24 protein-coding genes and 1 pseudogene are annotated in these 26545 nt (G+C 57.7%); 12 read left to right on the top strand and 13 right to left on the bottom strand.

Features of this window, described 5'->3' with window-relative positions; all coding sequences use genetic code 11:
- Window position 1 precedes the first annotated feature (1 nt).
- The 4 genes from NVV90_RS12295 to NVV90_RS12280 all read right to left on the bottom strand — a co-directional run bounded on the left by NVV90_RS12295 (window position 2) and on the right by NVV90_RS12280 (window position 3527).
- Window positions 2–1534 carry an Hsp70 family protein gene (locus NVV90_RS12295; protein WP_258437571.1) on the bottom strand — a complete coding sequence of 511 codons (1533 nt, stop codon included), beginning with the start codon at window positions 1532–1534 and terminating at the stop codon, window positions 2–4.
- A 9-nt stretch (window positions 1535–1543) separates the two neighbouring features.
- Window positions 1544–1888 carry a hypothetical protein gene (locus NVV90_RS12290; RefSeq protein ID WP_258437570.1) on the bottom strand — a complete coding sequence of 115 codons (345 nt, stop codon included), beginning with the start codon at window positions 1886–1888 and terminating at the stop codon, window positions 1544–1546.
- Between the two features lie 154 nt (window positions 1889–2042).
- Window positions 2043–3026 (bottom strand): hypothetical protein, encoded by a 984-nt coding sequence (locus tag NVV90_RS12285; protein ID WP_258437569.1) that lies wholly within the window; start codon window positions 3024–3026, stop codon window positions 2043–2045.
- Between the two features lie 351 nt (window positions 3027–3377).
- Window positions 3378–3527, bottom strand: a complete 150-nt coding sequence (locus tag NVV90_RS12280; protein ID WP_258437568.1) for a hypothetical protein — start codon at window positions 3525–3527, stop codon at window positions 3378–3380.
- Window positions 3528–3762: 235 nt separating this feature from the next.
- Here NVV90_RS12280 and NVV90_RS12275 point away from each other — a divergent pair, with 235 nt between their 5' ends.
- Complete coding sequence (locus tag NVV90_RS12275) at window positions 3763–4593, top strand: helix-turn-helix transcriptional regulator (protein ID WP_258437567.1); 831 nt, start codon at window positions 3763–3765, stop codon at window positions 4591–4593.
- A 109-nt stretch (window positions 4594–4702) separates the two neighbouring features.
- Here the strand turns inward: NVV90_RS12275 and NVV90_RS12270 are convergent, their stop codons facing one another.
- From NVV90_RS12270 to NVV90_RS12260, 3 genes are all read right to left on the bottom strand, one after another.
- Window positions 4703–5278, bottom strand: a complete 576-nt coding sequence (locus NVV90_RS12270) for a hypothetical protein (protein ID WP_258437566.1) — start codon at window positions 5276–5278, stop codon at window positions 4703–4705.
- Between the two features lie 70 nt (window positions 5279–5348).
- A complete protein-coding gene (locus NVV90_RS12265) occupies window positions 5349–8159 on the bottom strand; it encodes a hypothetical protein (protein ID WP_258437565.1) in 2811 nt (936 codons plus the stop codon).
- Window positions 8160–8200: 41 nt separating this feature from the next.
- Complete coding sequence (locus NVV90_RS12260; RefSeq protein ID WP_258437564.1) at window positions 8201–9199, bottom strand: hypothetical protein; 999 nt, start codon at window positions 9197–9199, stop codon at window positions 8201–8203.
- 227 nt (window positions 9200–9426) lie between these two features.
- Here NVV90_RS12260 and NVV90_RS12255 point away from each other — a divergent pair, with 227 nt between their 5' ends.
- From NVV90_RS12255 to NVV90_RS12245, 3 genes are all read left to right on the top strand, one after another.
- Window positions 9427–9705, top strand: coding sequence for a helix-turn-helix domain-containing protein (locus tag NVV90_RS12255; RefSeq protein WP_258437563.1), 279 nt, complete (start codon window positions 9427–9429; stop codon window positions 9703–9705).
- 108 nt (window positions 9706–9813) lie between these two features.
- On the top strand, window positions 9814–10242 hold the full coding sequence (locus NVV90_RS12250) for a hypothetical protein (RefSeq protein WP_258437562.1): 429 nt from the start codon (window positions 9814–9816) through the stop codon (window positions 10240–10242).
- 197 nt (window positions 10243–10439) lie between these two features.
- Window positions 10440–11084 carry a hypothetical protein gene (locus NVV90_RS12245; RefSeq protein ID WP_258437561.1) on the top strand — a complete coding sequence of 215 codons (645 nt, stop codon included), beginning with the start codon at window positions 10440–10442 and terminating at the stop codon, window positions 11082–11084.
- A gap of 1626 nt (window positions 11085–12710) precedes the next feature.
- Here NVV90_RS12245 and NVV90_RS12240 read toward each other — a convergent pair.
- The gene (locus NVV90_RS12240) at window positions 12711–13460 is read right to left on the bottom strand and encodes a hypothetical protein (protein ID WP_258437560.1); all 750 of its coding nucleotides are present in this window, start codon (window positions 13458–13460) and stop codon (window positions 12711–12713) included.
- 127 nt (window positions 13461–13587) lie between these two features.
- Complete coding sequence (locus NVV90_RS12235) at window positions 13588–14469, bottom strand: HNH endonuclease (RefSeq protein WP_258437559.1); 882 nt, start codon at window positions 14467–14469, stop codon at window positions 13588–13590.
- 202 nt (window positions 14470–14671) lie between these two features.
- Here NVV90_RS12235 and NVV90_RS12230 point away from each other — a divergent pair, with 202 nt between their 5' ends.
- On the top strand, window positions 14672–15658 hold the full coding sequence (locus NVV90_RS12230; RefSeq protein WP_258437558.1) for a DNA cytosine methyltransferase: 987 nt from the start codon (window positions 14672–14674) through the stop codon (window positions 15656–15658).
- Here NVV90_RS12230 and NVV90_RS12225 read toward each other — a convergent pair.
- From NVV90_RS12225 to NVV90_RS12215, 3 genes are all read right to left on the bottom strand, one after another.
- Complete coding sequence (locus NVV90_RS12225; RefSeq protein WP_258437557.1) at window positions 15653–16603, bottom strand: NaeI family type II restriction endonuclease; 951 nt, start codon at window positions 16601–16603, stop codon at window positions 15653–15655. The genes NVV90_RS12230 and NVV90_RS12225 overlap by 6 nt on opposite strands.
- Before the next feature lie 163 nt (window positions 16604–16766).
- Window positions 16767–17279 (bottom strand): HEPN domain-containing protein, encoded by a 513-nt coding sequence (locus NVV90_RS12220; protein ID WP_258437556.1) that lies wholly within the window; start codon window positions 17277–17279, stop codon window positions 16767–16769.
- Between the two features lie 12 nt (window positions 17280–17291).
- On the bottom strand, window positions 17292–18488 hold the full coding sequence (locus NVV90_RS12215) for a DUF262 domain-containing protein (protein ID WP_258437555.1): 1197 nt from the start codon (window positions 18486–18488) through the stop codon (window positions 17292–17294).
- Between the two features lie 600 nt (window positions 18489–19088).
- Between NVV90_RS12215 and NVV90_RS21080 the strand changes: the two are divergent.
- From NVV90_RS21080 to NVV90_RS12190, 6 genes and pseudogenes are all read left to right on the top strand, one after another.
- Window positions 19089–19244, top strand: a pseudogene (locus NVV90_RS21080) (type I restriction enzyme endonuclease domain-containing protein); the annotation flags it as partial.
- Window positions 19241–20848 (top strand): ATP-dependent endonuclease, encoded by a 1608-nt coding sequence (locus tag NVV90_RS12210; RefSeq protein WP_258437554.1) that lies wholly within the window; start codon window positions 19241–19243, stop codon window positions 20846–20848. The pseudogene NVV90_RS21080 and the gene NVV90_RS12210, both read left to right, overlap by 4 nt.
- Window positions 20849–22531, top strand: a complete 1683-nt coding sequence (locus tag NVV90_RS12205; RefSeq protein WP_258437553.1) for a UvrD-helicase domain-containing protein — start codon at window positions 20849–20851, stop codon at window positions 22529–22531. It abuts the gene before it with no gap.
- A gap of 91 nt (window positions 22532–22622) precedes the next feature.
- Window positions 22623–22874, top strand: a complete 252-nt coding sequence (locus NVV90_RS12200) for a hypothetical protein (RefSeq protein ID WP_258437552.1) — start codon at window positions 22623–22625, stop codon at window positions 22872–22874.
- A gap of 166 nt (window positions 22875–23040) precedes the next feature.
- Window positions 23041–23334, top strand: a complete 294-nt coding sequence (locus NVV90_RS12195; protein WP_258437551.1) for a hypothetical protein — start codon at window positions 23041–23043, stop codon at window positions 23332–23334.
- A gap of 132 nt (window positions 23335–23466) precedes the next feature.
- Complete coding sequence (locus tag NVV90_RS12190; RefSeq protein WP_258437550.1) at window positions 23467–23661, top strand: hypothetical protein; 195 nt, start codon at window positions 23467–23469, stop codon at window positions 23659–23661.
- Window positions 23662–23740: 79 nt separating this feature from the next.
- Here the strand turns inward: NVV90_RS12190 and NVV90_RS12185 are convergent, their stop codons facing one another.
- On the bottom strand, window positions 23741–24976 hold the full coding sequence (locus NVV90_RS12185; RefSeq protein WP_258437549.1) for a hypothetical protein: 1236 nt from the start codon (window positions 24974–24976) through the stop codon (window positions 23741–23743).
- Between the two features lie 273 nt (window positions 24977–25249).
- Here NVV90_RS12185 and NVV90_RS12180 point away from each other — a divergent pair, with 273 nt between their 5' ends.
- A complete protein-coding gene (locus NVV90_RS12180; RefSeq protein ID WP_258437548.1) occupies window positions 25250–26362 on the top strand; it encodes a hypothetical protein in 1113 nt (370 codons plus the stop codon).
- The last annotated feature ends 183 nt before the right edge of the window (window positions 26363–26545 follow it).

Here is a 26545-nt window from a genome sequence, read left to right as displayed (position 1 = left end):
GTTACTGAACAGGTAGGACTGCGACTCGCGCTGCCGCTGCTTCGAGCTGTCGATCGTTCATGTTGGCGGCACGGTCCACTTCGAAAGTTCCAAGAGACTTCCCGCTGGTCAGGTCAAGAACCTCAACAAACACCACTTGATCGATGTCGTAGGCGTAGGTGACCCGAATCGGAGCACCTGCAGGGTAGGCAGGAATTGGCAGCGTCTTTTCGCCAACGACCACGACGAAATCCGGGTTAGGATCATCACCCTGAGTCACCTCCACGTGCAGGGCTGTCTGCTGGTCCCGCACCGTTTGAAGGTCCTGGCTGTGTTTGGCAGGAATCTTGCTGTTGCGGGGGATCACGGTCGTATTGATCTTGGTTACGCGATCGTCTTCGACAGTGACCACGCCTAGGGCCTGCGAGGTCACGTCAGAAACAACCAGTGGCTTTCCCTCGAATACCTCAATCTGACTACCTGTGGACGCAGATTCCTCAATAGCCGCTTGTACAGCTGCCCCGAGTGCCACCGCCTGATCAGGATGAATCCTGCGATTTGCGGGACGGCCGGCTCGGCGTTCCACCAACTCACGGACCATCGGCATGCGTGTCGAACCGCCTACCAACAGGACGTGGTCCAGCTGGCTCCAGGTGACACCAGCCTCCTCGAGCACAAGATCCGCCAGGTCCTCGGTACGACGAAGCAGGTCCGCCGTAATCCGTTCGAATTCCTTGCGTGCAGCTTGGACGCGGAACGGTCGCCCGTCCACGGATATGTGCACGTTGGTCGTCGCAACCGTAGTAAGGCTTCGTTTCGCGATCTCTGCCTTTTCCCGTAGAGCAGCCAGCTGCACATGGTCGTCCATAAGGTCTGGACCGCCTTGCTCCCGTACTTGCTGTGCCAGGTACTCCATGAACCTGTTATCAAAGTCAAAGCCGCCAAGATTGCGGTCTCCATCGGTGCCAATTACGTCGAATTCGCCGTTCGTGATCCTCATCAGTGTGACGTCAAAGGTTCCACCGCCCAGATCGAAAACGAGGACCACGCCTTCTTCCGAGGCATCCAGGCCGAATGACAGGGCGGCAGCAGTTGGCTCATTGAGCACGCGCAGGACATTAAGCCCTGCAATCTTTCCGGCCTGCTTGGTCGCCACCCGTCGGGCATCGTCGAAGTACGCCGGTACGGTGATCACCGCGTCGGTGACTGGCTCTCCGAGGGCGAGTTCCGCATCTTCCTTCAGCCGCTTGAGAATGATCGCAGAGACCTCTTCGGCGGTGTATGTCTGGCCCCCGGACGAGTCGAAGCGCCAGGCGGCATCCCCCATGTTGCGCTTGACGAACTGAACTACGTCATCAGGGGCGCTTGGCGCCGAGTGTTTTGCCATGGTGCCTACCAATGGCTCGTCTCGTCCGTCGAAGTTCTGGAAGAGGACAACTGAAGGGGTGATTTCCTCACCGTCTCGGTTTGGCAGGATCTCTGGTTCCCCGGACGGACGCAATACGGCGACCGCCGAGTAGGTCGTTCCTAAGTCAATACCGATAGCGCGTCCCATGTCAGGTCTCTATGCAGCTTCCAGGCGACGAATGATCTTCTTCTTCATGCCGATTACGCCACTGTCGTTGGCGATGCCATATTTTGACTGCCAGGCGGACATCCAGACGGCCACGTGTGAACCACCGTTGGGAAGAGGCGCGATCTCGATCGAGATGACCGCCGTCTTGTCGGACAAGCTGCGGCGCCGCTTGTTGATTGCGCCCGGGCCGGGAGCGTCTTTCCATAGCAAGCCAGAAAAGCACTGTTCGATGATGTCGACCGTGCGCGCCGGGCTGAGCGTCACCTGTGTCTCGAGCTGCGTCTTGGCCACGCTCGTCAGCCAAAGCCCCAGGCTCCAGACGACAATGATCAAGCCCACAAGGGTCAGAATCACTCCACTTGCTGCATCCATCGGGTCCCCACTTTCTCTTGGTGTCAGTTCCCGCCTTGGGAAGAATCTGACTGATACAGACCGTACGAAGCTCGTGGTGACAGCACACGGCCCTTGCGCTGCATGGCGCACTCTGCTAGTGCAAATTCATGCTAGACAATCCCCAGGCTTCCCTCACAACTTCCCTGACACGAGGCCATTCCGGGGTAGTCGGCGGTCGGCGAATCGAGCTGGCATAACGCACGAATTCCGGGGCGGGAATACCGGCGCATTCCAAGGCAATGCGGCGAAGGCGGCCAATTTCAGATCGAGATAATGCAATACGATCCAAGTCCGCGCCCACCGCCCATGCATTCGCCGGCACCCTGCAAGCAGCCTCCAGTAACACCGCCAAGTCTCCATCGAGCTTCAGGCCCAATTTCTGGCGCAAGGCGAACGGCGTTTCGAGGTGATACTCCTCCGGCAACCCCGCCGTAATGAGGAGCGAGGAAAGCTCACCCGAGTTGGCAGACAGCCAGGCGAGTGGAAGGACGTACCGCGCCCCTGCCTCGGCCAGCCTGAGACGGACAAATGGGCTGATTGTCCCTTCGTGAATCGCAACGACAGGAACCTGTGACGTTGCGTCGACCCCAAGCTCGCGGATCAGTGGAATCGCGCCAAAGGCATCAATCTCGCGCGCACTCTGGATCCAGACCAGCACGTAGTCCCAGACACCGACGGTTGAACGATCCACATCATCGACGCCGCTGGACCAGCACAGCACATCAGACTTACTGAGGACATGTTTGAGGCCGGCTCCGACAATCGGGTTGTCCGAGACAACAAGAACTCCGGTTTGCGTTGCCGCACCACGGAAGATCATGGGCTCTATGCCCTCGAGCCAGGCCACCATCGCCGGTTTGCCTGTTCCTCCGTTGAACTCCATCCTCAACGTCTCGACGGCTTCCCGAACCATCGAAACCGGCAGCCCACTGCGTACAAGGTCGACCAAGTATGCAAAGACTTGCGCTTCGGTCAGCAGTTCCTGACCCGACAGCGCTCGCCTGCTGGGTCGATAGCCGATATCCCCGGCATCAATGTGGGGAAAGCAATCCCGGTCAGATGCTTCCAAGTCAGACATCTGAGCACTATCAACGACGCTGCGGATACTGCGCTCAGTATCCATGTCGCGCCGCCAACTCGCGCTTCGACCCGAAGGCCCAATTGAATTCCATGTTCCCCCCGTACTACATGCATTGCCCAATCCGCTGGGCACTTCTTTTTGGACGATCTGGGCGAGTCCGCATGGGTCAAATTCGGCCGTTTCACCGCACACCTGGCGCAAGTCGCACTGGCTCGTTCCCTGCCTCAATGAGGCACAGGCTTGCTGTTGCTGCGACGAGATCACAAAGATATTCGAATAGCTTCGCGTATATCCCTTGAATCAAAGTGCCCGCCGCGCCCGGTTCCAGGATCGCTGCTATTGGAATTACTAATCGAAAACAGCCATCGCCCGTCGACCAAGCGGACCAGCTTGCTTTGCCGCCTTGATCACAAGCTCCTTCTGTTCCTTCGTCAGCGATTTGAGCCCGAATGCCTCCGCCTTCTCGACGGCCTTTTCGTAATCCTCCGCATTTGCCATGTCCCGTCACTCCTTCGAATTCCGACTCTCCCGCTGATGGGTCGAACCACTTGAACCAATTTCGAATTCATGAGATCACGGTCGCTGTCCGGCCGGACCCAAAACATACCCGGCCGGAATCTCCGGACGAACATTCCCCCTGCGTCATATAGGGCCTGAACTTCCGTTCCGCTCCTTGACTTGACTTATGATCGCCATGTTGCATGCAGCCACGCACCGACACAGTGAGGACCCAGTGACCGACGAAACTAAGCCAGAGATAGACAAAATTGAGTCATTTGCTGCTGATTTGAGGCGGCTGAGGCAAGCATCTGGCTCGCCAACCTTTCAGGCTCTGCACCGGACTACGGGCATCTCGAAGACGGTGTTGTCAGACGCGCTAAAGGGCGATCGGCTTCCAACCGAGCCCACCGTCAGCGGGCTCGTTACTGCATTCGGTGAAGATCCTGCTCCGTGGTGCGAACGCCGCGAAAGGATTCGTCGTTCTCTGAACCCCGTTGACGAACCCACAAGAACTTCCTCTACGGTGAACAAGGGCTCCGGAGGTCGAGTTATTTCGGTACGGAAAGCGGCAATTCTGGCCCTTGTTGCCTCTTTGGTTGTTGGGGCCATAGCATCCGTAACAACTGGCATTCTGGTTTCTAATCAGGCGCAAACGCCTCAGGCCAGCGCGCCCAGTCCGACTGAAACAAGTCAGGCCCTTCCCGCAGGCAAGACCGGGGACAACATCTTTGATTCAAAATGCGTCAATGACGGAAAAATCATCGCGAGCGAGGAGCGCGCCGAGAAGGCTCAGCTGCAGATCCTTATGTCGAATCGTTGCAATTCGCTCTGGGCCCGCGTCACTCGGTACGACGGCAAGGCGTATGGAAACACAATCGCAATTCGCATTTACGACAAGAACGAGCCGAGCGGCCCCCTAACACAGCAGGCGGATGCAAAAGATGTTCAGACGATCCTGACAACAATGATCGTTCAAAAGACCGTGACGGATCAGTTCTGCGCAGTCGCGAGCTACACAACAGATGGCAGGAACGTGGACCTCGGACTACCTATCTGCGTCTAGCATCGACCCTTCAGAAGCGCCGACCCCGCCAGGCCAAATGCTAGACACCCTACAGGCGGGGTGGTTCGGTCATGTGATGCAACGAAAAGTTGCCGAGCTCATTGTGGGACTACGAGATCCTGAGCCATTTGGCCATGCGGCTCAGGATTCTCATGGCTCCTCCAAAGGATTCATCCTCATCGAGAGGCAGCAGCGTGCTGAGGCTTTCGACAATTTCCAGGTTCGTCTGCTCGTCGCCGGTTAGTCCCAACTCAAGCGCAGGCCGGAACCGTTTTGCGGGTAAGAGGAAGATGACAGGTCCCGCTGAGACACCGTCCCTGCCGTATTCCTCGCTGAGTGTAAACGCCCGATAGCTGGCCAAAGCGTAGGTCACAGTGCCTTCACTGACGCCATCCTTTGTCAGCCGGTAGGTGAAGGGCTCTGAGTACCGTCGGTCAATCGTAAAGATGCCCACGATTGCGACGATGATGACTGCCGTGAAGGTCCAGTTGCCCAGCAGCGCAGACAAGCCCGCCGCGTATAGGCCGACGACGCAAATGCTGGCGTACCACCACCAACGACGCGGCCGTCCTTCATCTAGTGTCGTCCATGCAAGGTCGGTTGTCGCGGAGAGCATTGTTGAGCGGTTCTTGGTGCTTGAGGTCTTGCGCGCCTCCTTGACTGTCGTCTTCTTCGGGTTGGTCATTCGAAATCTCCGTTACGTGCTTACTGCTTGTTGATGCGATTGTGGTCGTGCGGCTCACGGTGCTCTCCGTCTACCAAGGCGATCCCGGTGCTGGTCCTGATGGACTTCCGCCACCCGAAGGAGGTGATGGCCTGCTTGTTGGTCCGCTTGTACTTGGTGGAGGTTCTGCAATCTCCTCGAGGACGGCACGGACGCCTGGCTTCATGTTGATTGCCGCCTGGCTATCCAAAGCACGTCTGGCTTCTTTGGGGTCGATATGTGCCTTTCCGGCCTCTGCGGAGGCTGGGTCCAGATCAACGAGCTTGGATGCCTGAGCACCTGAGTAGGTAGGGGCAACAGTCTCGCCCTGGTAGGCACTTCCCTGCGCTGCAGCGGCAGTACTCGCCCAGTTCGCGAGATCTGGCGCCTTCTGTCGAACAACGCTTTCGTTACGACGAGATGATTCGACGACGCTACGAGCGTGCCGTTGCATGATCGCCGGGTTCTGCATGATCTTGCGCAGTTCAGCGGTACCGCCACTGGCCAGGAGAAGGTCTGAAGCTGCTTGCATGTCGGTGTCGCTCATTGAGCTGTGCCCGGCTTCGATGTGCTTGAGGATGTCCTCGGGATTGGTGCCGACGTGGTCTTGCAGGACTTTCATCTGTTGCTTGACTGCCTCAGACTGTGCCGAAGCAGCCGTGCCGCTGGCCGCACGGACAATTGCTTCCTTTTGTGCTCGCTGCGATTCTGTCCAGCCCAGTGAGGCGAGCCCGCCTGCGGCGATGGCGGCTGCTCCGCCCCCTTCAACGCTCTTGGCGAACTTGCGGTCTCGGTAGTTGGCCTTGGCCTGTTTGCGGATCGCCCGACCGCGTCCAAAGACGCTGCCCCGGTAGGAATCCCCGAACTTCTTGCCGAGGTTGGCGTTCGCCCGACCGGACATCTTGCTCGCAAGGTTCCCAAGCATTGGCACGGACGCGAGGGCTCCCTTGAGGGCCAGCGGAGTAAGGAACAGTGGGACGACCTGGATGCCGGCCGCAACGATCTGCCCGAGCCAGTTCACGTTGCCGTTGGCTTCCGTGAAGCTGCCAAAGGAGTCACGCAGGATCACAGAGGCCAGCGTCGAGGCGCCAAAGATGAGGGAGATGATCGGGAACAGCAGCAACATGCGGGAGAAGATCTTCCACCAGCTCGTGGCCAGGCTTTTGGTGTTCGGCAGAAGCCAGAAAGCTATAGCGATCGGGGCGGTGACAATGGCGAGGACGATGATGCCTTGGCGGGCTATCAGGATGAGCAAGATCATGAACAATGCCAGCACTGCCGCAAACAGCAGACCGCCGAGCATTGAAAGCATGAAATAGCCGGCCACCACTGTGGTGCCCGCCGCGAGGATGCCGCCGGCGAGATTCGCCCAGCCGTTGGTCCCACCAAGGACGTTGCCACTGGCGGCGTCGATGGCCTTGCCTGCTCCGCTGCTCGCCTGGGACGCCATACCGGTCAGCATGTCTTTAAGGCTGTAGCCAATGATGTTGGACAGGTCGACAGCGATCTGGCAGATAAAGAAGGAGACGTTCATCAGGATGGCCGCGATGACGATCTTCGGGAGCATCTTCTTGACGCCGAGATTACTGAGGCCAACGCTCGTCAGCTGGGAGAAAATGACGAGCAAGAAGGCGATCACCAGGATGATATTGGCGAAGCCCTGCATGGTCTTCCATGTCTCGTATGTTGTGGTCGCCCCCTTCTTAGGGTCGGTGTTGACGACGCTCGTGCCGACCTTCAAGAAATCGTTCGATAGCACCGTAAACATGCTGTCAGCCAGCCCGGAGACGAACGTGATCACCGGACAGACAATCCAGCCGATGCCGTCGATGGCGCATGAGGACGTGTTCTCTGGGCACGTGCCTGTTTTCAAACACTCGGTATCTCCGCCGCCTGATTGGTTGGTGTCAGTTCCGCCGGTGCTTGCGAAGAGGGTATAGCCCTTCACGACGGCGGAGTTCGGGTCGGAGATTTGGCTGGCAATATCGCGGCACGACATCTGCGTGCCATCGTAGATGGTGACCATGTAGCCGGGCCCGCGGTCGCGATCGGCCGAACCGTACTTGGCCGGGGTGGGTGTTGTTGCCCCGGTAGCGAACTCCTGAATGGTGTAGTCGCTTCCGCCAGGTGAAAGCCGGCACTGGCTCTTGAGATTGTCGAGGTAGAGGCGGTAGGCGCCGCCTTTCGCCGTGATACTGCCGATGTCGGTAGTTCCGGACTGAAGGTGGCCTTTCCAGAAGTCGTCGAGCTTGTTCGTCCCTTCGTCGAGGTATCGGTCGTGCCCGCCGGGTGCGATGAAGTCGTTGTTGGCCCCGGCAGTCGTGTCGTCACAGGACACCCCGGATTGCTCACGGGTGAAGCCAAGCTGGCAAAGCAGCTTCGGGCCACTGTCGTAGCCCCACAGGCCAGCCGCGGCCTTGATCCAGGCCCGCCCTTCGCTGTCGCCGCAGTTTTGGTTGCCATCGCCGCTGGTGCCGCGCGGGTCGTTGAACGCTCCGACGTTGATGCCGTTGACCGTGGCTGGCCCCTGGCGGCCATTGAACCATTCGAAATCGGTGGCATTCTGCTGGCTCATCTTTTCGCTGCCGAAGGTCCCCAGGGAGTTCTTGTAAAAGCCCATACCCATGCACGAGCGCAGCGCCTTGTAGTAAGCGAACGACTTGGCTTGATCCGCCGGCGACAGCGAGCCGGTCGGTGCGGCGTTGGCCGCCTGGGCGGGGCCAGCAAGGATCATCAGGCCCGCGAGGAGAAGCACCGCGGCGAACCGGGCCGAACGGTTTAGGGTCCTAAACCACTGAAGGCAGGCCCCGGTGGGGCCTGCCTTCAGTGGTGTATCGAGCCTATGTGAATTTTTGACGCGCATTCGTGCATACATTTAAGCACAAACACGAACATTCGAGAAGGCTACTTACCGAGATTGGAAATCTTGAAGGTCTCGCCTTCCTTCACGTACGTCAGCCTGTAAGTGATCGTCTTGTTGACGCCGTCGTTGATGCCGATCTCGACGGTGGACGCACGGTTCTTCTCGGCGTTGTTGCGTGAGGTGCTGGTGATCTCGAGGACACCGCCGTCCGGCGAGCTACTCACGACCCTGATATCCCCGGTTTCTTCCCACGAGTGATATGGCTCCTTGTCCTCGGGCCAAACATGACCAGAGGTCTTGAACCAAGCGCGTACATGCTGAACGCTTATGTCAATGGATGATCTTGCGGCGTTCTTCAGCCTCTGGTTAGACTCCCAACCATTGACGTACATGTTGTCGGTAAAGAGTTTTGCGTTCTGCGTAGCGATCTCGGTGATGTAGGCGTTCTTGTCGGGGGTGTTGAGCCACTTCTCTCCGTTTTCCTTGGTCGCCCCAGCCATAACCCAAGCGGTGAGGCGCTGCTCGAACGCACGTCCGACTTCTTCCGGCGTCAAGGTCGCCGGGATTTTGATCTGTTCTGCCGTCGGCACAGGAAAGCCATTCTCTGGGCTTGGTACCGTGGGCTCCTTCGTCTCTGGCGCCTTCGCTGTCTCGACGGGGCCCGGTAGTACAGACGCACTGCTGGCAGTATCTGGGCCAGGCTGTGGCCTGCTGTTCTTTGGCTGGTCGATCGCCGCCTTCACGCCGAATACCGCACCGGCGGCAATGAGGCCGGCAGCCACGGTGGCGCTGGCGCCAATAAGGAGTCCGCGGCGCTTCCTGGCAGGCGCTTGGTGGCGCTCGATGAAGTTGGCGGTCTCTGGCGAGGCCATCTCAATGACGTCCTGAGCATGATCGGGCACCTGGTTATCCACGAGACCCTCCGCGTGTGCCTGCGGCAGCGAGGTGTTGTCGAAGGCTTCGTCGACTCGCTCGACGTGATCCGGCAAATCGGCCGGGCTGACGTTGGTCTTGTGGAGCTCTGGATGTTCGATGCTCATGTGAATGGGTTCCTTGCGCGCTTACATGGGCGCATGAAAGTTGGTGACCGCCACGATCCGCGGGAGGCCGATGCCTGCAACCGCCACTATCGGGCAATGCCTTATATATACCACAAACGGCATATATTGTAAAGACGCTCACGGTTTCCACCTCTCAAATCTGGCCAAATTAATAATGCATTATAAATCATGCAAGTGAAAATCTGGCGCTGTCAGAAGTTGGAAGGATGGCGAATGAAAATCCAGATGAAGCATGGGCGGCCTACATGGTCGAGGTGGGCCTACGGTTGCATCGGCTCCGCACGGATGTCGGCCTATCACAAGAAGTCTTGGCGAACCGTGCCGGACTCACCCGCAACCACTACCAGCTGCTCGAAAAGGGCAAGTCGACACCAATTAAGGCGGCGAATCCGCAGCTCAAGGTGTTGGCCTCGTTGGCAGAAGTGCTGAACGTGGAGCTCAGTGATCTCTTGCCGAAACCTGAAGGCATTGCCGTCGGCCGTTAGCTTCCATTGCCCACGGCGTGATGGCTATATTGCCGACGCATTCCGCGCTCGATTTGTAATTATGCGGAAAATGGATGTTCATTCATTTCCAGCCGCTAGATTGGCTCCATGAACATCTCTCTTCATGTCACGGAATCCTTTGCCAACGGTATCCCCGGGTTCAGGCATAACTGGTGGGCCCGCGATCCTGGCAGCGAAGCGTACGACTATCTACTATTTCGCGTCGGTTCAGAAGAGATTGGCCGATGCAAGGTGAAGCACACGAGTTTTCTCGCTGCCGACTACGTGAATCTCGCTCGGGCAGACGCGTATGCCGAAATCACACGCTTCCAGATCCGTGATGATCGGATCAAAGAGGGACTCGGCCGCCAAGCAATCGAACTGGTTGTAGGTCAGTATCCATCCTGTGACCTCTTCACATTTTCCTACGACGCGGACTACTTCTGGTCTAAGGTGGGCTGGCGTCGCTTCGAGAGAACTGACGGGGACGATGGGCATATGCCGCTATTTGTCCACCAAGCGGCCGCAAACAACTAGGCGCGGTCAGAACATGCCGCAACGGTCAGGCGTCCATAACCAGTCATTGTTAGGGCACCTGCGAACATAAAGCCATGCGCCTCCGACGTTCGGCCCTATTCGCAGATTTTTCCGCTGTTCATTTTGTATTAGCTTCGGACCAGGAGAATTCCTGATCTCCCGGAGTTCCATCATTTCACCGCCAGGAGACCAAAGACATGCCCCTGAACGTCACGTCGCGCCGGAGCGCGATCAAACTTAGCATGGCGGGACTTGCCATGGCCGGAATCACCTCCTGCTCGGTATCAGGAGGTATCGCTGCCGCTGGCCAGGGCGAATTCCCGCCTCGAACTATTGGAGATGCGCGCCGCGTTGATGACAATGAAGGTTTCGCCGTGTGGAAGGCCCTCCCGCAGTCAGACGAGGCGGCCAAGAAGAACCGCACCACGGAAGAATTCTTGACAACGGTGAAAGACGGAGTCGTGCGAACCCTTCAGTCGTTGGGCTTCAAAGACACTGACCTGGCGCGAGTGGAATCTGTCGCGCTGTACGTACGGGGAGACCAGCAGGCTGGGGCGGGTTCCAGTCCAGAGGGCAACCATGGCCTTGCAATGTTGGCAGCCGTCACCTTCCCCGATGGCTACAAAGTGGATCAACAGGCTCTGCTGGACTCAGCAAAGCAGAGCGTTCCTGGCGGCACTCCAGGCAAGGAACAGTCGTGGTGTGATGCTACGGGATACTTTGGATTCGGCGTGTCCAGGATTGTGATTGCCAGTGGGAGTGCCGGTGCGTCAGAGGAAGCCGCGTTGAAAGCGATGGTCGACCTGTCGGCGGCAGTTGTGGATAGCGGCTACCTCAAGTAGTCAGAGAATCCACGGAAGGCCGATTTTCGACTTTACGCAGCCGGCACAGATTAGTGCCTGTCTTTCCTGTTTGGAGAACTCGTGTGTGTGAATGTTGATGTGTGCTTTCAATTTGGCAAAAGACGAAAGTTGTGGCATAACCTCTGATCCTGCGTTAGCTACCGGATGCTAGGATCCTGTTGCAAGTTCGACACCAATACCATATGGGGGAATCAATGAAGTTAGCCGGGAACTCATATCTCATGGCAGGAACACTTGCTGTCTGTTCTCTGATCATGGTGGGTTGCGGAGGGTCAGGTCCGTCTTCAACGCCGTCGGGCTCACCGAGTGCGACCTTGCCGGTACCTGCAGTGCCCACTGCGCCATCGGTAAACGCCCCCTCAAACAGGGCAATTCTCGAGGTGGTCGGGACAGCTGTGCTCAAGACTGAACGAGGATTCACCTTCGAAGTTCGCAGTGAATGGGCGCTAAATACAGTTTCGGTAGATCCCAGCAACTCCGATCCTGGCAAGACCTCGATACTATTTGCATCTGCGGGGACGGCAACGCTGGCCAACACAACCGCTGGACGAGGTGTCCAGCCTCGTGGAATGACTTTTGTGACCACCGCTTTTTACGATGCCTCGAGCCCGGTGTGTTCCCGAACGTCCTTGGCCGGGGAGGCCCACCGCGCAGGCGATACTTGCTACGTAAGATTCTCTGGTGCTTTTCTTGGAAACCAAAAGTCCCAAACCGGCCAGTTTGATCTTCCGGCAGGGGGAACTCTTTCGGCGCCATACAGCACTAAGATCAAATCAACGCTGTTTTCGTACACGACGTCCCTGCAAGACGTTCCAGAAGACTCGTCGGATTCAGTTATTGAGGCATTAAAGACGCCAAAGTATTTGACTCTGACCGTTGAATCAAACTGGGGGTTCGACCGCGTTTCTGGTACCTGCATTACTGAGAAGGGCCAGGGAACTTCCACAACTGGAACGGCATTAGTTTTCTCGAAGCCTGAGATTCCATGCGAATCATTCGGTACATATCAGCCACACTAACCGGCTCGTCAAGGTTCCCAGTGAAAACCAAGGGATGCGGCCCAGTTTGGCCCTCGCCCCTTGACGGCGACGAGGTCGCGGCGGGCTAACCACCCGGCCGAAATCCGACGGGAGTAATCGGGCGGCGTGCTTTCATCATAGCCGTCACGGATCCACTCGAGAATTTCTATTTGATGCGTTGTCAGGGGAGGACGCGATGCCATGGCTGAAGGATGTCAGGAAGCCAGACGAATGTCGAGTGCCGGCCGACGCCGATTCACCAGGCAAGGAAGAATTCCTTGCCCAGAGTACTTCATGAGCTTGTCCAAAGCTGGCCGCACGAGCATTGCCTATCGGCGTGCTCTTGGATGACGTCCAGTCTGATCTCGCCCATCCGGATGATGTCTTCATATTCCATTGGCCAATTGCAACATTCAAGAGCGGGACGGAGAAGGCCGTCATCGACCCATGTGGAAAACTCCGCCTTGCGATGCTCTGCTATCGGGGGATCTATCACCGGTATCGTGCCCGTGGTTCAACGACCTCGACTGCCAATGCGACGTCTCGGCGTAGACGGCGGGCCGGCTCGTATCTGCAGACGTCCTGATCAGAGCTCCCTAGCTTCAGCTTCCCATTGCTTCAGAATGTCAGCACGCAGCCGATTCTCGCCCGTCACGATCCGCCGATTCTGACGGATGCGCTGGATGTAGTCGCTGAGCTTGCGAACGTCGCGCTGTCGGTAGCCAAGCTTGTAGGCATACAGCAGCAGGTCACGCTCTTCATAGGCGTAACCCTCCCTGTGAAGTAGCTGCAGGGTTTGTACGACCTGAGCCTTACCTCGTCCGTGCTTGAGGCCACTGGCCTCATCCAAAATCTCCAGTGGCCATTGAATGGCGACGCGAACGACACCTGGCAGCCGGTCAAGGAAGCCTTGTTCAGATACCGTCCCCGAAGGCAGTTGTACTGCGCCGTGAGCCTGAAGCCATAGCTCAAGCTGGTCGAATCCTGGCCAAAGGACCAAGCACAGGTCAGCGTTGCCAACGTCAACACCGTCAGTGATGGTTTCGGCAAGGACTTCGTCGGGAAACAGAATGAGCGCGGACGAGTCGGAACGAAGACCAGAGACAACGTCCGACGCATCGCCCATACGAACGTCCGGGACGCAAGCCTCGATACCGGATAACAGTTCCTTGGTGTGGTCCGGGTTCCGAGGGTCTGAATGGACTGACACGTCCTTATTCGGGCTAGTCTCTAGCCATTCGGCAAGGAAGCCAACGGCAGAGCGCTGCTGGTCCATGGCTACCCAATCGTTCCACGAGATGTAAGCGAGACCTGGTTTGCGAATGAAATCTGTCATGCGGAACAGCTTCCCATGAAGGTACGACAGTCACGTTTTGGCGTATAGCGGCATTGCACCCGTGACAACGATCCATCCTCCGGGCTTCCTGCGTAGATTTAGGACCAGCAGCGATGAAGTCCCGGGCTCAGCCATTGTCGACGGGTAGGCCTGCTTCAGCGTTGGCAAGTGCCCTTTGAAAGGAATCAGGGAACACGCCTTCCGCCACCAAGGAGTAGTTGGATTGAACCCGACGTGTTCCCTTCTTGATATGGACATTCTTGTGCTTGATTTTCCAGCCGAGCGTCCTGAGGTCACGTAGTCGACGCTGCCAGTCCTCCTGGAACGCACCCATTGAGGCGACAACGCCGATCAAGTCGCTCGGTACGAGGTCACCACCGAAGGCTCGCAGCAGCAGCGCAATTCGTCCTTGGGGCTCTGGATGATGGGTTGCCTGGGCGATGGCGTCGGCGTTCTCGTCATAGGTGGCGAACCATGCCTTCTTGCCGGCATTGCAGTCCTGGCACAGGGGTTGAAGGTTTTCCTCGTTGTTGTTGCCACCCCAAGACTGCGGAAGTTTGTGATCAACTTGCAAGACCACATCGTGAACCAGGGGAGCTCTCCCGCACATTGCACACTTGGCTGGTGCAAGCACCCGAGCACGCACGGCCTTGCTGATATGAATCTTTGAGCCAGATTGAGGCGTCACCTTGGGGCTCTCGAGTAGATATCGAGGTGCACGCTCTCCGGGGAGTCGGATCTTGGTGACTTTGAAGTACGGATACAGCTCGCGCACACGGCGGTCGACTTGGTTACGCTCTGTCGAGTCCTCTGCGTGTCGAAGCGTTCTATCAAACGCACGAATCTCGGCCATCGTAGGCGGGTTGTCGCGTCGGTCGTACAGGAAGCCGTATATGAGCTCGTGGATCTCCTGGAGCTCAAACAGTGCAGCCACATGACCCTCACCCGGAACGGGCAGATCCAAGCTGATGGCTGGATGCTCGTGCCCACCTTCAATGCTTTGCTCCATGATTGATGAGGCTAGCCGGCCGGCTGAGGGTGACTCGTTCCAACCTGGTTGTCGATCTGACAAGTGATGATGGCCACTTCCCAGCGCTTGGGCGGCAGATCCCCTTGTAGGAATGACAAGTAGGCGGTGTCCAAATCCTGTCAGTGGTCGTTGTCAGGATAGAGTTGACCCTGTCGATCGACGCCCATGGAGGAACCATCCAGTGACCACATCACTATCAGCCCTAGAGATTTGCGCCGGTGCAGGCGGCCAATCGTCCGGTCTCGAATTGGCGGGATTTGGACATTCGTTGGCGGTCGAGATCGACCGTGATGCCGCCGCTACCCTGCGTCTCAATCGCCCCTCCTGGGACGTTCACGAGGGTGACGTTCGCGAGATCGACGGACGTAAGTACAAGGGCATTGATCTTCTGGCCGGCGGAGTCCCTTGCCCGCCGTTTAGCGTGGCTGGGAAGCAGTTGGGCGCTAACGATGAACGTGATCTCTTCCCGGAAGCGCTACGGCTCGTTCGCGAGGCCAAACCGACGGCCGTGATGCTAGAAAATGTGAAGGGGCTGGCCTCTGCGCGTTTCAATGATTACCGAGAAGCAATCCGCGACGAGCTCCACCGTATGGGGTACCAAACGGATTGGCAGCTCCTCTACAGCTCTGAATTTGGCGTGCCTCAGTTGCGGCCTCGATTCATCTTGGTAGCACTTAAGAGCAGCAAATTCAGCAAGTTTGAGTGGCCGCATCCAGTTGGCTCCCCAGCCAAGGTTGGTGAAGTGCTTAAGGACCTGATGGCAGCCAATGGTTGGGCCGGTGCTGATGCTTGGGCAAAAAAGGCCAACGGCATCGCCCCGACAATCGTCGGTGGCTCCAAGAAGCACGGGGGAGCGGACTTGGGCCCCACTCGTGCGAAGGCTGGCTGGGCTGCTCTCGGAGTTGACGGAAAGGGCATCGTCGACGAGGCGCCGTCCGCTGAAACTCCAGAAGACTTTGTGCCCAGACTTACGAATCGCATGGTGGCACGCGTTCAAGGGTTTGAGGACTCCTGGCAGTTCAGCGGGCGCAAGACTTCTGTCTACCGCCAGATTGGCAACGCCTTTCCTCCGCCCGTGGCAAAAAACGTCGGGTTGTCGATTGCTACCGCGCTGGGCGCCCGGGCTACTACCACGGGCACCCAGCTGATTGCGCGTCAGGCGTCATAGATCCTCTGCAGTCGGGCTTGCCTTCTCGTCGATTCGAGGAGCAAGCCCGACTGATTCCTCAGGCCTTGCCCGCCGCCACCTAGCTCCGGCGATAAGGGCACCGGTCCCATCTTCGGATGGAACGACGCGGGTTGACACGTACTCGTCGGCAAACGGGACCGGCAGGCCTAGATCTCGGGCGATATCTGTCTGTGCCCGATAGGACCCGCCGAGAATGATGTAGCCCTCAGGTGCGAGAGCTTGCCTGGCCCCACCGTTATAGCGAACGCGTTTCTGCGCATCGAGTTGCCTGCTCACTGTGGCGACGATATTTCGATGCACAAGCATCCCCTCAGCGCTCCTGAAGAGTTGGTTGGTCTTTCTTGTGCCAGGACCTGCGGCGAAGATCTTGTCGACCTCCACTTGGGGAAGCTGTAGCAACACGTTGGGTCGAAGCGGGGCATCGCGCCAAAGCCAGGTGATGCTCGACTTGCCGCGATCATTGAGCTGGCTCTTCTTATCCCTATTCACGGACTCGCGCCGTGCATCCGCCGTGATACGCACGAGCCCGAGCGACCAGACTGAGTTCTGGTCGCTGCCAGTGGCTACAAGAGCAAGCTCGCCGAAGACTTCAGGTGGGAGCATCCAGCCACCATAGGACTGGCTCCATTTAGCATCGACTTGGTGGCCGGCGATCCGATAGTCCGTGGTGTCACCACCGTCAAACCCGAACTCGCGCTGTGCGAAAATCTCGAAGAGAGTGCCGAAGTGGGTCTTCTCAGTCTTCATGAGCTGGTCCCAGCGGTAGCGTCCTGTCTCTTGCCCGCCGTAAATCACGTCGTAGGTATGCCGGACAACTTTGGCCCACCGCATGCCAGAGCGATCGAGCTTCCGCAGTTCGGCTACAACTTCTTCGAGGGCGGCATCATGCGGAAGCTCAAAGATTTCAAGAGGCTGAGTCATCATGTCAGCCTACTGGAGTGAATTACCCCACCCCGAAACGAGCCTTCGGCAACAACAGCAGTGTCCAGGTCAGGCTGCCAGGGATTGCGGCGCTGTCGAGCTTCCGTTTTTCGGGACGAATCATTGAGCCTGGATGCCGTCCGCAAGGTAGCTTCAGGCCTGGTGGTCAGGTTTCCGCCAGAACAAAATGCTCAATTCGATCCACAAATTCAAGGGATAGCTTGTATCTAGCAATGATTTCCGCGGGGGTTAGCTCTATGAGCGCACTCGCGTAGTCGTTGTGAACTACTTGGTTACGAAGATCTCCAAGCTGCATGAAAGCACCGTGCTGCGCCTTTAGGACGTCGTCCGCCTTCAGCGCAGCCTTGAACGTTTGACCACAGACCTCACCGAAGCTTGTGAAGAACCCCTGAGCAGTTCCGCCCCGCCAGTCAAACAAGGTGTGATAGCCACGAGCCATCACCTGTTTCGCGACGAAAGCCGCAAGTCTGTCAGTTCCGTGCCGTCCGAAGATCTCAGGAACAAGGGCTTTGACCCTATCCTCCAAGCTGCTCGCGGCCGCTACAAGAAGGTGCTTATGGTAGCTACGATTCAGAGAAGAGAGGCCTGACGGACTCGTACTCAGATCAGAAACTAGTTCGACATAGTCTTGATATAGAAGGTCAACCGCATCATTCACAGTCGCCATTTTCTAGACTGCATCTTCGATGTATTTACGAAGTATGCCAATGCGATTGCGCGTGTTGATGGGTTTCGTCGATCCTTCCTGGAGAGTCTCGGCAAACTCTTCCGTCAGTTTTGCCTTACTAATTGCCTCTGAAATCCTTTGGCGGTCCACCGCTGGTCTTTCAAGTTGCTGCCACGCGGCATATGCGCTCTCAAACAGCACTCCGCTGAACTTTCCCGCACGCAGGAACGGCGAAGGGGTGTCGCTGAATAGCTCGAAAAACCCGGTTAGTCCGTCGTGGGCAGTCCGCGCGTCTTGTGAGGAAAACTTCTTAGCCTTCACGCAGTAATTATTGATGAAGTTGGCCATCGAGCCGCTGAATCCATCGGACGAGCCGGCAAGGGCAAGAGCTCGGAGGAGGAACTCGGTGTCACGCATCCGGGCGTCCGGGTTTGCAGTTCCGACGATGTGGCGCCACGCGGGATCAGAGTTGAGATTGATGACCTCAATGAAGAAGTCTGAATGATACAAGCTTGCGCGAATTTCCTGGGGTGTCAGGTTGACACCTCCGGTATTGAGCCTGTTGAAGAGTTCGAAGACGGCAGAGTTTCCCTCTGGGCTCGTTTGCTTGACTACGATGTTTCTGATCGTTCGCAGGTCAAGTGACGTTCTATCCTCTTTCAGTCCCTTATAGGTGAGGCCGTGGAACCTGTTCGGGGTACCTGATGGCGACTTCGGTAGGGAAAGCTTGAAGGACTCAAAAAATTCGTCGTCCTCCAAGAAGTCGTCATCAATGAATCCTTGCTGGAGACGTGCGCGAAGATCGCCACGAATTTTTGGCTTCGGGAATCGGCCTTTGGAGAAGAAGTAGAGGGTCAGAAGTCGCTGCTGGCCGTCAATCACGAGGAAACTATTTCTCTCCTCTTCGTAGAGAAATACTTGCGGTACAGGCAGCCCAATGAGCAACGACTCAATGAGCTTGGAGGCGCGTTTGCGATCCCAAATGTAGTTTCGCTGGAAGCTTGGTACCTTCATCGCGCCTGAGCCGATGAAGCTAACGATCGTGGAAAAATTCCAGTCGTTGGGCGAGGAGACGAGGTCGTACTCCTGCACTTCGACGTCGTCGGATTCGAGAGAAGCTTCGTCCAACCACGAAGTGTCAGCTGCACTTTCGGTGATCGGATTCGGCGAGTTTTCAAGCAATTGCACGCTATCGGTCATTTGCATCTCCGCTCATACTGCTACGTTGGTCTTCGTTAGAGCCAGAGTATCCAATTTTCATCGCCATTCCTGCCGACAAGCACTTGGTCCTTGATGTCAGTTCTTCGACGACGTCACAGCTCGGATGCAGGCACCGCTTCGGAGCCACTCCCGCTTCGACCGCTGCGAGAGCTAGGTGTCTCAGCCACGTGCAGACGAAGCACGCACTCTGTGTTAGTGCGGCAGAGACCCAGAATTCCCTATAGCCACAAAGGCCTGGGATGAGGTGGTCCGCCGGCAGCCGTGGCCTATCGTGCCCACGCGCAGCCGATCGCCTGCATTGGACCTTGGTTCCTCAGCGCCACCCGCGAGGGTTGGGATGCCGCGGTCGGTTTCGCAGCTCCGGAGAGACGGTTGCTTGGAAAGTTCGGACAGTGAATTTGTAGGGCCCTATGGTATTCCAGTCGCTTATGCAGGGTTCGAGGGCGCCTGATAGAAGTCGAACCGGTGCGATCAGACATTGGATCACGAGATGGCACCGGAGTCGCCCCCAGGACGCCTCCATGCCAGATGCCTTTGAGGAATTGTCTTATCCAGATGGTTGAATAAGAGCGACTGCAAATCGACTGGAACCTAAAGGATTCGGTGTGAGCAGCGATGCGCTCCAAGGTCCATCGCATGCTTGCACGCTAAGGCTACCCGCCGGACGCCGAGGCGAAAGCGATCGAGCTGGTGCTTGAGCAGACAGAGTTATTCGCTAAGGGGGAGGCACCTTGAGGATCACCAGAATCAAGTTTGAGAACTATCGGCGGTTGGCTGACAGAGAGCTATCAGTGCGGGATCACCTGGTCCTCGTCGGTGCGAACGATGTCGGCAAATCGTCGTTTCTGAGGGCAATTGACCTTGTGCTTGGTACGAGTACAGCTCAGCTGTATTCAAATATCTCGATTGACGACTTTCGGACTACTGAGGAACCGTTACTCGTCGAGGTTGACCTCGAAGAGTTTTCAGAAGCTGAGAAGGCGCTCTTCCCCGACGAGATTCAGTATGACCCGTTGCTAGACAAGGCGTGGCTCACTGTCAGGCTGAGTGCGACTGTAGACCCCAGCGAATCAATCTCAATCGCCCGCACGGGTCCGCATGCCGGGACAGGACGCCAACTTTCAAGAGACCAGATCACGGGGCTCGGTTGGAAATTTCTCAGTGCGACTTCGCAGACCCGTGATCTGAGAGAGGATCGTCGCTCCGCCCTCGACGACCTCCTTCGCAGCGTGGACCTCGGCTCGGAGAAGGCGGACTTTGACAAGGTGGCCGAGCGGTTCCAGCTGGAACTGAGTAACTCGGAAGTTCTCGGGAACCTTCGCACGGACCTTGCCGGTCAGCTCTCGAAGGCGCTGCCAGACAAACTGGAGAAGAAGGATCTGTCTTTCGTGAGCGGCGCGTCTGCTGATGAAGACGTACTGAGCGACGTCCGACTTCGCGTGAGTAAGGATGGTGTGGAGCACGAGCTCTCGCAGCAGTCGGATGGTACCCGGGCACTTTACGCAATCGCCCTCTACGACATGATGAGCGCCGGGGCCAATGTTGTCGGCATCGATGAGCCCGAGATTCATTTGCATCCCACCAGTCAGCGTAGCTTGGCGCGGCTCCTCAGAACCAGTACCAACCAGAAGGTTCTTGCCACTCACTCTTCGGATATCGTCGGGGCTTTCGACGCCGACTCGATCGTGGTGGTCCGCCCTGGTGGCGAGCTTGTCCAGCCTGCAGCGGGATTCCTCGCACCGAACGAGCGGACCTTCGTGCAGTGGTGGGTACGAGACAAACTTGAGCCCCTCACGGCTCGTAGGATTATTACCGTCGAAGGGCTTTCTGACCGGGTGGTCCTTGAACGCGTTGCCGAACTCACCGATCGCAACTTGGACCGGCTGGGAGTCTCAGTCATCGAGACCGATGGCTCGGCCGAGATCAAGGCCATCGCGAAGCTGTTCGGCCCGGATGGATTTGACCTCCAGATCTCACGGCTTATCGACCTTGATGCGCGGGATACGACTGAGTCAGCGACAGGCATTCCTGTCGGTGATTTCCCGACGAAGTCGATATGGGTGTCTGACCTCGATCTCGAGGATGAGTACGTCAAGGCTCTTGGCGCCGCTGAGGTGTATGAAGCGCTGAAGAGCAGCGGACAGTTCGGGAGGAATGAGCTTGCAAATTGCACGCCAACGGGGCCTGATGGGACGCATACCGAGGTCGATGTGGCTGGATTCTGCCGCAGGAGCAAGTACAAGATCCGCGCGTCATTGGCCATATTGCCGATCCTCACCCCAGGGAATGCAGAGAAGATCAGCAGCATCGACAACCTCCTCGCAGAAATCGTGGCGTAGATGATCCGTCCCACGAAATCGCAGCTCAAGATCCGAGATGCCGCTGCACGCGATCTCTTGGTGGTCGCACCCGCTGGCTGCGGTAAAACCGAGGCACTCGCTCTTCGTATCCAAGGACTGCTTCAACGCGGAGATGTCGCGGGCCCCCAGAAGATCCTCGTCACGACCTTTTCGAACCGGGCGCGTGACAACATCCGTGACCGGCTCGGCGACTATCTGCCGATCTCGGCGATGCGCGAGCGCGTCACCATCACTAACTTTCACGGACTTGCCGCTCGGCTGTTCCGAGCACATGCCAATGTGATCGATCTCAATGCTGATCTGATCCTGCCCGACGGCGACTGGGTGGGCGCGCACGCGCGATCGAAAGGTCTTGACTTCAATACCACCGCGGCGCTCCAGAAGACGTTGAGAGTGGTAAAGCAAGAGCCTCGGACAGATACTGAGGTTGATTCATTCCTGCAGAAACCAGGCCTCGAGGGCGCGCTTGCCGTAGAACGATTGCGCGTTCAAGAGGGACGTCTCACCTACGATGATCTTCCGAGATTAGCCGAGCTCATCCTTGCCCACGACGCCGTGGCCGATCTCTACCGGGCGCATTTCGGAGCTGTAGTTGTCGATGAGTTCCAGGACCTTACGCCGCAGCAGCTTCGCATTGTTAATCGGATCGGATACAAGCGAACAACATACGCCGGGGATTTGGCGCAAGGGATCTATGGTTTCGCAGGCGCCAAACCAATCGAGGTGCATTCGGCGATTCGGGTTGAGTGTACTGAGGCGGTCGAGTTCTCAGAGTCGCATCGCTCATCACCGGCTGTGCTCGCTATGGTGAATGCCATGGGGCCGCTAACCGGTGGTAGCGCTCTTACCAGTGCAGATCCGGCATCGTGGCCAAACGCAGGCTTGGCAGCCGTTGCCCATCATCAGACCGCTGAGGCTGAAGGCGAGTGGGTCGTAAAGGTTGCGCGAGCACTTGTGAGCCGTGCTTCGAACCATCGAGTTGGGGTCATTGCGCGAACCGTTGGACGTCGTCGATTCGTGGAGGCCGCCCTTGTGGCCGAAGACGTACCCTTTTTCCGGTGGGATGACGGGATCCTTGATACCGACACCGCACGGGCGATCAAGTCGATGTTGGCTGGCTTCGATCTGAAACGGTATGGAGCAGCGACGGACAAGATGGCGTTCCTGCGCGATGCATCAGCGTTCGAGTCCGTGACGGACCCGCGCGGGCGCGAGAGCCTTCTTGACGCCCTCTCCTGGTGCCACGACTTGCTCCGCGATGGCGCGTCACCGCAGGAAGTTCGTGGCCGAGTTCGAGTCGGTGATGCTATAACGCTTATTTCGGCGGCCGGGATTCACCTGCTGACTGGCCACGTCGGCAAGGGGCAGCAGTTCGATTGGGTAATCATCGTCGGTCTCGAAGACGGAGTACTTCCTGATTTCAGGGCGACGACCGCCGAGGAGAAAACCGAAGAGGCTCGGGTGCTCTCGGTCATGATGTCGCGAGCTCGGCACGGAGTTGTACTAAACCGCGCAGCTTCGGTGCCAACGGTCACCGGTTATTCGAAGAGCCGTCCTCCGTCCCCATTCCTCAGCCAAGTTGCTGCAGCTGATCCACTGGATTCAAGAGGCCTCGTTGAGTGGATCGAGCGGGCTGACTGGAAAGCGATTGCTGAAAGGTAGTGCTTTCTCCGTTGGCCGGTCCTAAGCCGAAGTGAATGTCGGACGTCGGCAGTACGGTCAAGGCATCAGCCACGAGTGAAAGAGGAACACGATGTCATCTGACGGCTATCCCAACCCGGTCGCGATCTCTCGACTCAGCGAGGGCGAGACGTCACGCGAACAACAGAACCTGCGCGCAATCACCTGGCTTCTGGAGCAGTCTGGCGGATCGGTCGTGGTCGTCACCCCGCGGAAGGACTTCGACAGCGCAAGCCTCAAGAAGCTGGTCGAACACCCGTGTCACGCATCGGACGTGGCGAGGATTTTCGGCGAACTCTCTTGCCGGCCACCGAGTGGTTCATGAATGGCCGAACCGCCAGAACCTGAACGATCTCTGGGGCGTCGGCGCGGACGCGCTCGTCGTCAGCTAGTGGAACGAACAGGAGACCGTTGAGTGGATCGCGGATGCCAGCCCTGTCCAGCTCTTCGAAGGCCGAACAGTGTCGCCTGTTGTCGAACCGGAGGATGAAATGACTAACGAACCTTTGCCCAACGGTGTCGAAGGGATTCTTGAGCATGTGGCCCACTTGGCGGCCGGCTACTCGTCCGGCTTGAAGTGGAATGAAGAGGACAAGCTCAAGGCTGACGTGATGAATCGGCCCGAGCGATGCGTACCAATCACGGTTGAGCAGGTCCGCGCTAAGTGCCGTGAGTTCGGGATGCGTCCGAACGACATCGATACGATCGCGGAGTTCCGGCAGCGGCGAAAGGCGGGACGTCGATTCAACGTGCGCAGTTCGTACCGCGATTTTCCGTTCAACTAGGCTCGCGGAGCGCCACAGGTGCTTCACCGCTGGATCGCGGTTCGCGGGCCAGACTGAGGTGTTGTCAGTGGCTAGATCTATACTCCTTGCCAGCCGCGTCCCTGCGGCTTAAACGAATGAGAGGCATTGAAGATGACGCTTTACATTGATGGATCGTGGTCAGGATGGTCGGGAGATACGATCGTGCAGCTCACTGATGGTTCGGTCTGGCGACAGACCGAGTACCACTATGAATATCGCTATGCCTACCGGCCGAAGGTCACCGTCTCTGGCGGGAAGATGATCGTCGAGGGGATGAGTAGGCCGATCCGCGTTCGTCGCCTCTGAACCGTCCGGAGCAACTCCAGCACTAGGCTGATGCGGGAGCATTTTGCCTGAGGTCGACACGGTTCTGCGTCCACGCCCGTCACCACTTCTGCGGATTTTGCCGCGTCCACTCCCGCCACCCGTCATAGCTCATTTCCGGGCGGTCGCCCTTCGGGAGCCAGATACGCCGGAACGGATCGGACTCTTCGAAGTGGATCTCGGACCAGGCCAGGTACTCGCCGAGAATCTCGGCATACTGGTGGTCCGGCCCTCGAGCCTCCACGGCTTCTCGAAGGCCGGCGACGACTTCTCTTAGCTCACGATGCCGCACGAAGTCGGTGCGGAGTTGTTCGAGTGTCTTGAGCCACCTGTCGTATCGTGCTACCTGGCTCCGGAGCTCCTCGGCGCGGCGTTGGTTCTCGAGCCGCTGGATCTCCATCTGGCGTCTGTACTCGGCTAGTTCTCGAGCCTTGACCGACATCTGCTCGATTTTTTCGACAGCGCGCACTAGCTTGTCCTCGATGCGCGTCGCCGCAGTGTCGTCGAGGGTGAGAACGTCATACGAAGCAGCGCGAATCTCAAGCCGCATTCGCTCGGTCGGGACGTATTCGTACGTCGGAGGATATGACCAGCTGTACTTTGCTTTGTCGGCCAGCTCTTTCTCCGTTGGGACGTGATTGACGCGCTTCTGCTGCATGCGCAAGCGAATGACAGCCGGGGCATCTCCGGCGTCAATCGAGAAGAGGTCTGGCCCGGGGGAGACCCGGACTCGACGATCGTTCCAGGGGCCCTTCTTGAGCGTCGCCGGATTGGCGATCACCTTCCAACCGCGGCGGAGGGCTTCTTGGGCCAGGGCGTGCAAGATAAGCAGTGCACGCTGCCGCTGTTCTACTGGAACACCCAGCCGTGCCTTATCGTCGACGATGTCCTTGACCGCACTGTGAGGCTGCCGCAGCTGGCTGGGCATTGGAATGGTCTCGTCCTTGACGATTCGCACAGGCTTCGGAGGCGATGGAGCCTGGTCAGCCGGTTCGGGGCTTACCGCTATGGAAGGGTCCTTTGCCGCTTCTGTCTTCGGCTCGGGCCTCGACGATGTCGGCTTCTTCAGCTTTGGCGCTTTCGCCTTGGGATGGCGCCCGTGCTCCAAATAGAACTTCCCTGCCTCGGTGATTGCGATGCGCCAGTGCCCGCGCCGCTTGTCGAGATCGACGAGGCTGCGGTTCTGGAGTGCTACGGCACTCGTCTTGAAGGTATCGTTCGGTGGATAATTCAAGTCGGCTCCGTCCGCGACCCACCGAAGGACGCGGAGCTGCGTGGAGTTGAGGGCGAGATCCATGGGATCAGTCTGACTGTGACCTCCTGGCGACCGCCACCTCTCGAAACTTGAACCCAGCTACGAGGTTGCGCAGCAGACAGGCCGAGCAATGCTTCGTTCTTCATCTCAGCTCCTGCAGCCTCGTTCTCGGACGGTGCCCGGTGCCCCCAATCGCGGGCACCGTCCAATTCTCTGTAGCCGAGTAGCTCGGCTGACCTTGAGGAAAGCAGGGGCGAGTACCCTACTAAAGAAGAACGCTGAACTGCGCGCAGACCGTCGAACCTTGGGGGCACTATGAGCACGCCATTTACGATCCATTCCATCAACGCTTACACGCACGGCTTACTCGGATCGATGATCGGAATGTTTGGTCTTGAGCCAAGCCAAATGCGCGAGCTGGTTCTAGACATGCATGGTCAGGTGACGGAACGCCTGCGCGCTGAGAGCATCGAATACTCTGACCTTCGGAACGCACTCACTCCGACGTCGAAGAAGCACGAAGTTGCTTTCATTTTCGATTCAACCCGCGTTGAAAGCTGGCACTACGGTCTGGAACTAGCCGAGAGTTGGATTCCTATCTTGAGCGATCTTGGGCCGGAGAAGACCGCGATAAGCGTCGGTGACATTATCGGATTGCCGGCCGAGCTGGCATGGTCGGCGTTGCATCGGCACCTCGTCGGTCCGGAGGATTTCCCGATTCTTTCCCCAGAGCTCTATTTCGTCACATACATGACGAATCTCACCGCGGGACAGCTAAAGAAGATGGACAGCGAACTACGGAACAGGACGAGCGCATACCTCGGCTATGTTGACTGTACGGTCTGGAACCCGCTGAAATTTGCGATGCTCCTGCCGCAAGTCGGTCTTCGCATCGGGAGTAAGATCATCACAACAGCCGACGAGGATGGCAATGCCAATCTGCCGGGCTATCCGTTTGAGGCCAGTGGATTTGAAACCATAGGCGTTGACGACGATCAGTACTCGATTCTCCTTGATCATCGACTGGACAACGGAGTGCCCGCTTGGGCGGAAGACGACAGTCGGATAGCCTTGAGTGTCTTGGGAGGTGACTTCTCACCACTTTCAGACGGAGATGTATTCGCGAACGACTTGAGAATTACCTATCTCCAGGAAAGTCACGGAGCATCCCTTCAACGTGCAGGCCTCTTCGGGATCGATAAGGATATTCTGTCCGGAGCCGTCAAGGAGAAGATATCCTCCGGGCTGGTCTACAACCTTCGGTTTATTGAAGGCAGCCGCGGATCAGAGCGAGTACCCGAGTTGGATGCATCGATGTTTACTGTCCAAGTTGAGTTCCCCGACGAAGAAGCTGGGGTGAAGCGCTACCAGGTGGGTTTGAAGTACCGCGCTGTAGATCACTCGAGCGAGATCACTACTTTTTTCTGAGTTCAGGACTTTTCTGTCTATTTGCTCCGCGCCCTTCAGCTGCCGCGCGTGCACAGAGTATCCTCTGCGTTCTGCGGGTGATTGGTGAGTGTGGTCGAGGCGCGGCGGAGTCGGGTTCGCAATGATCCCGGCGCTCTGCCCTGCTCGCAGAGTCCGGGCTAGCGAGACGGGAGGTCCTGCATC

The organism is Arthrobacter sp. CJ23 (assembly GCF_024741795.1).
In the GTDB taxonomy this organism is placed as follows: Bacteria; Actinomycetota; Actinomycetes; order Actinomycetales; family Micrococcaceae; genus Arthrobacter.
The sequence above is the reverse complement of the archived record's forward strand: the minus strand, read 5'-3'. Positions and strand labels throughout refer to the sequence as shown.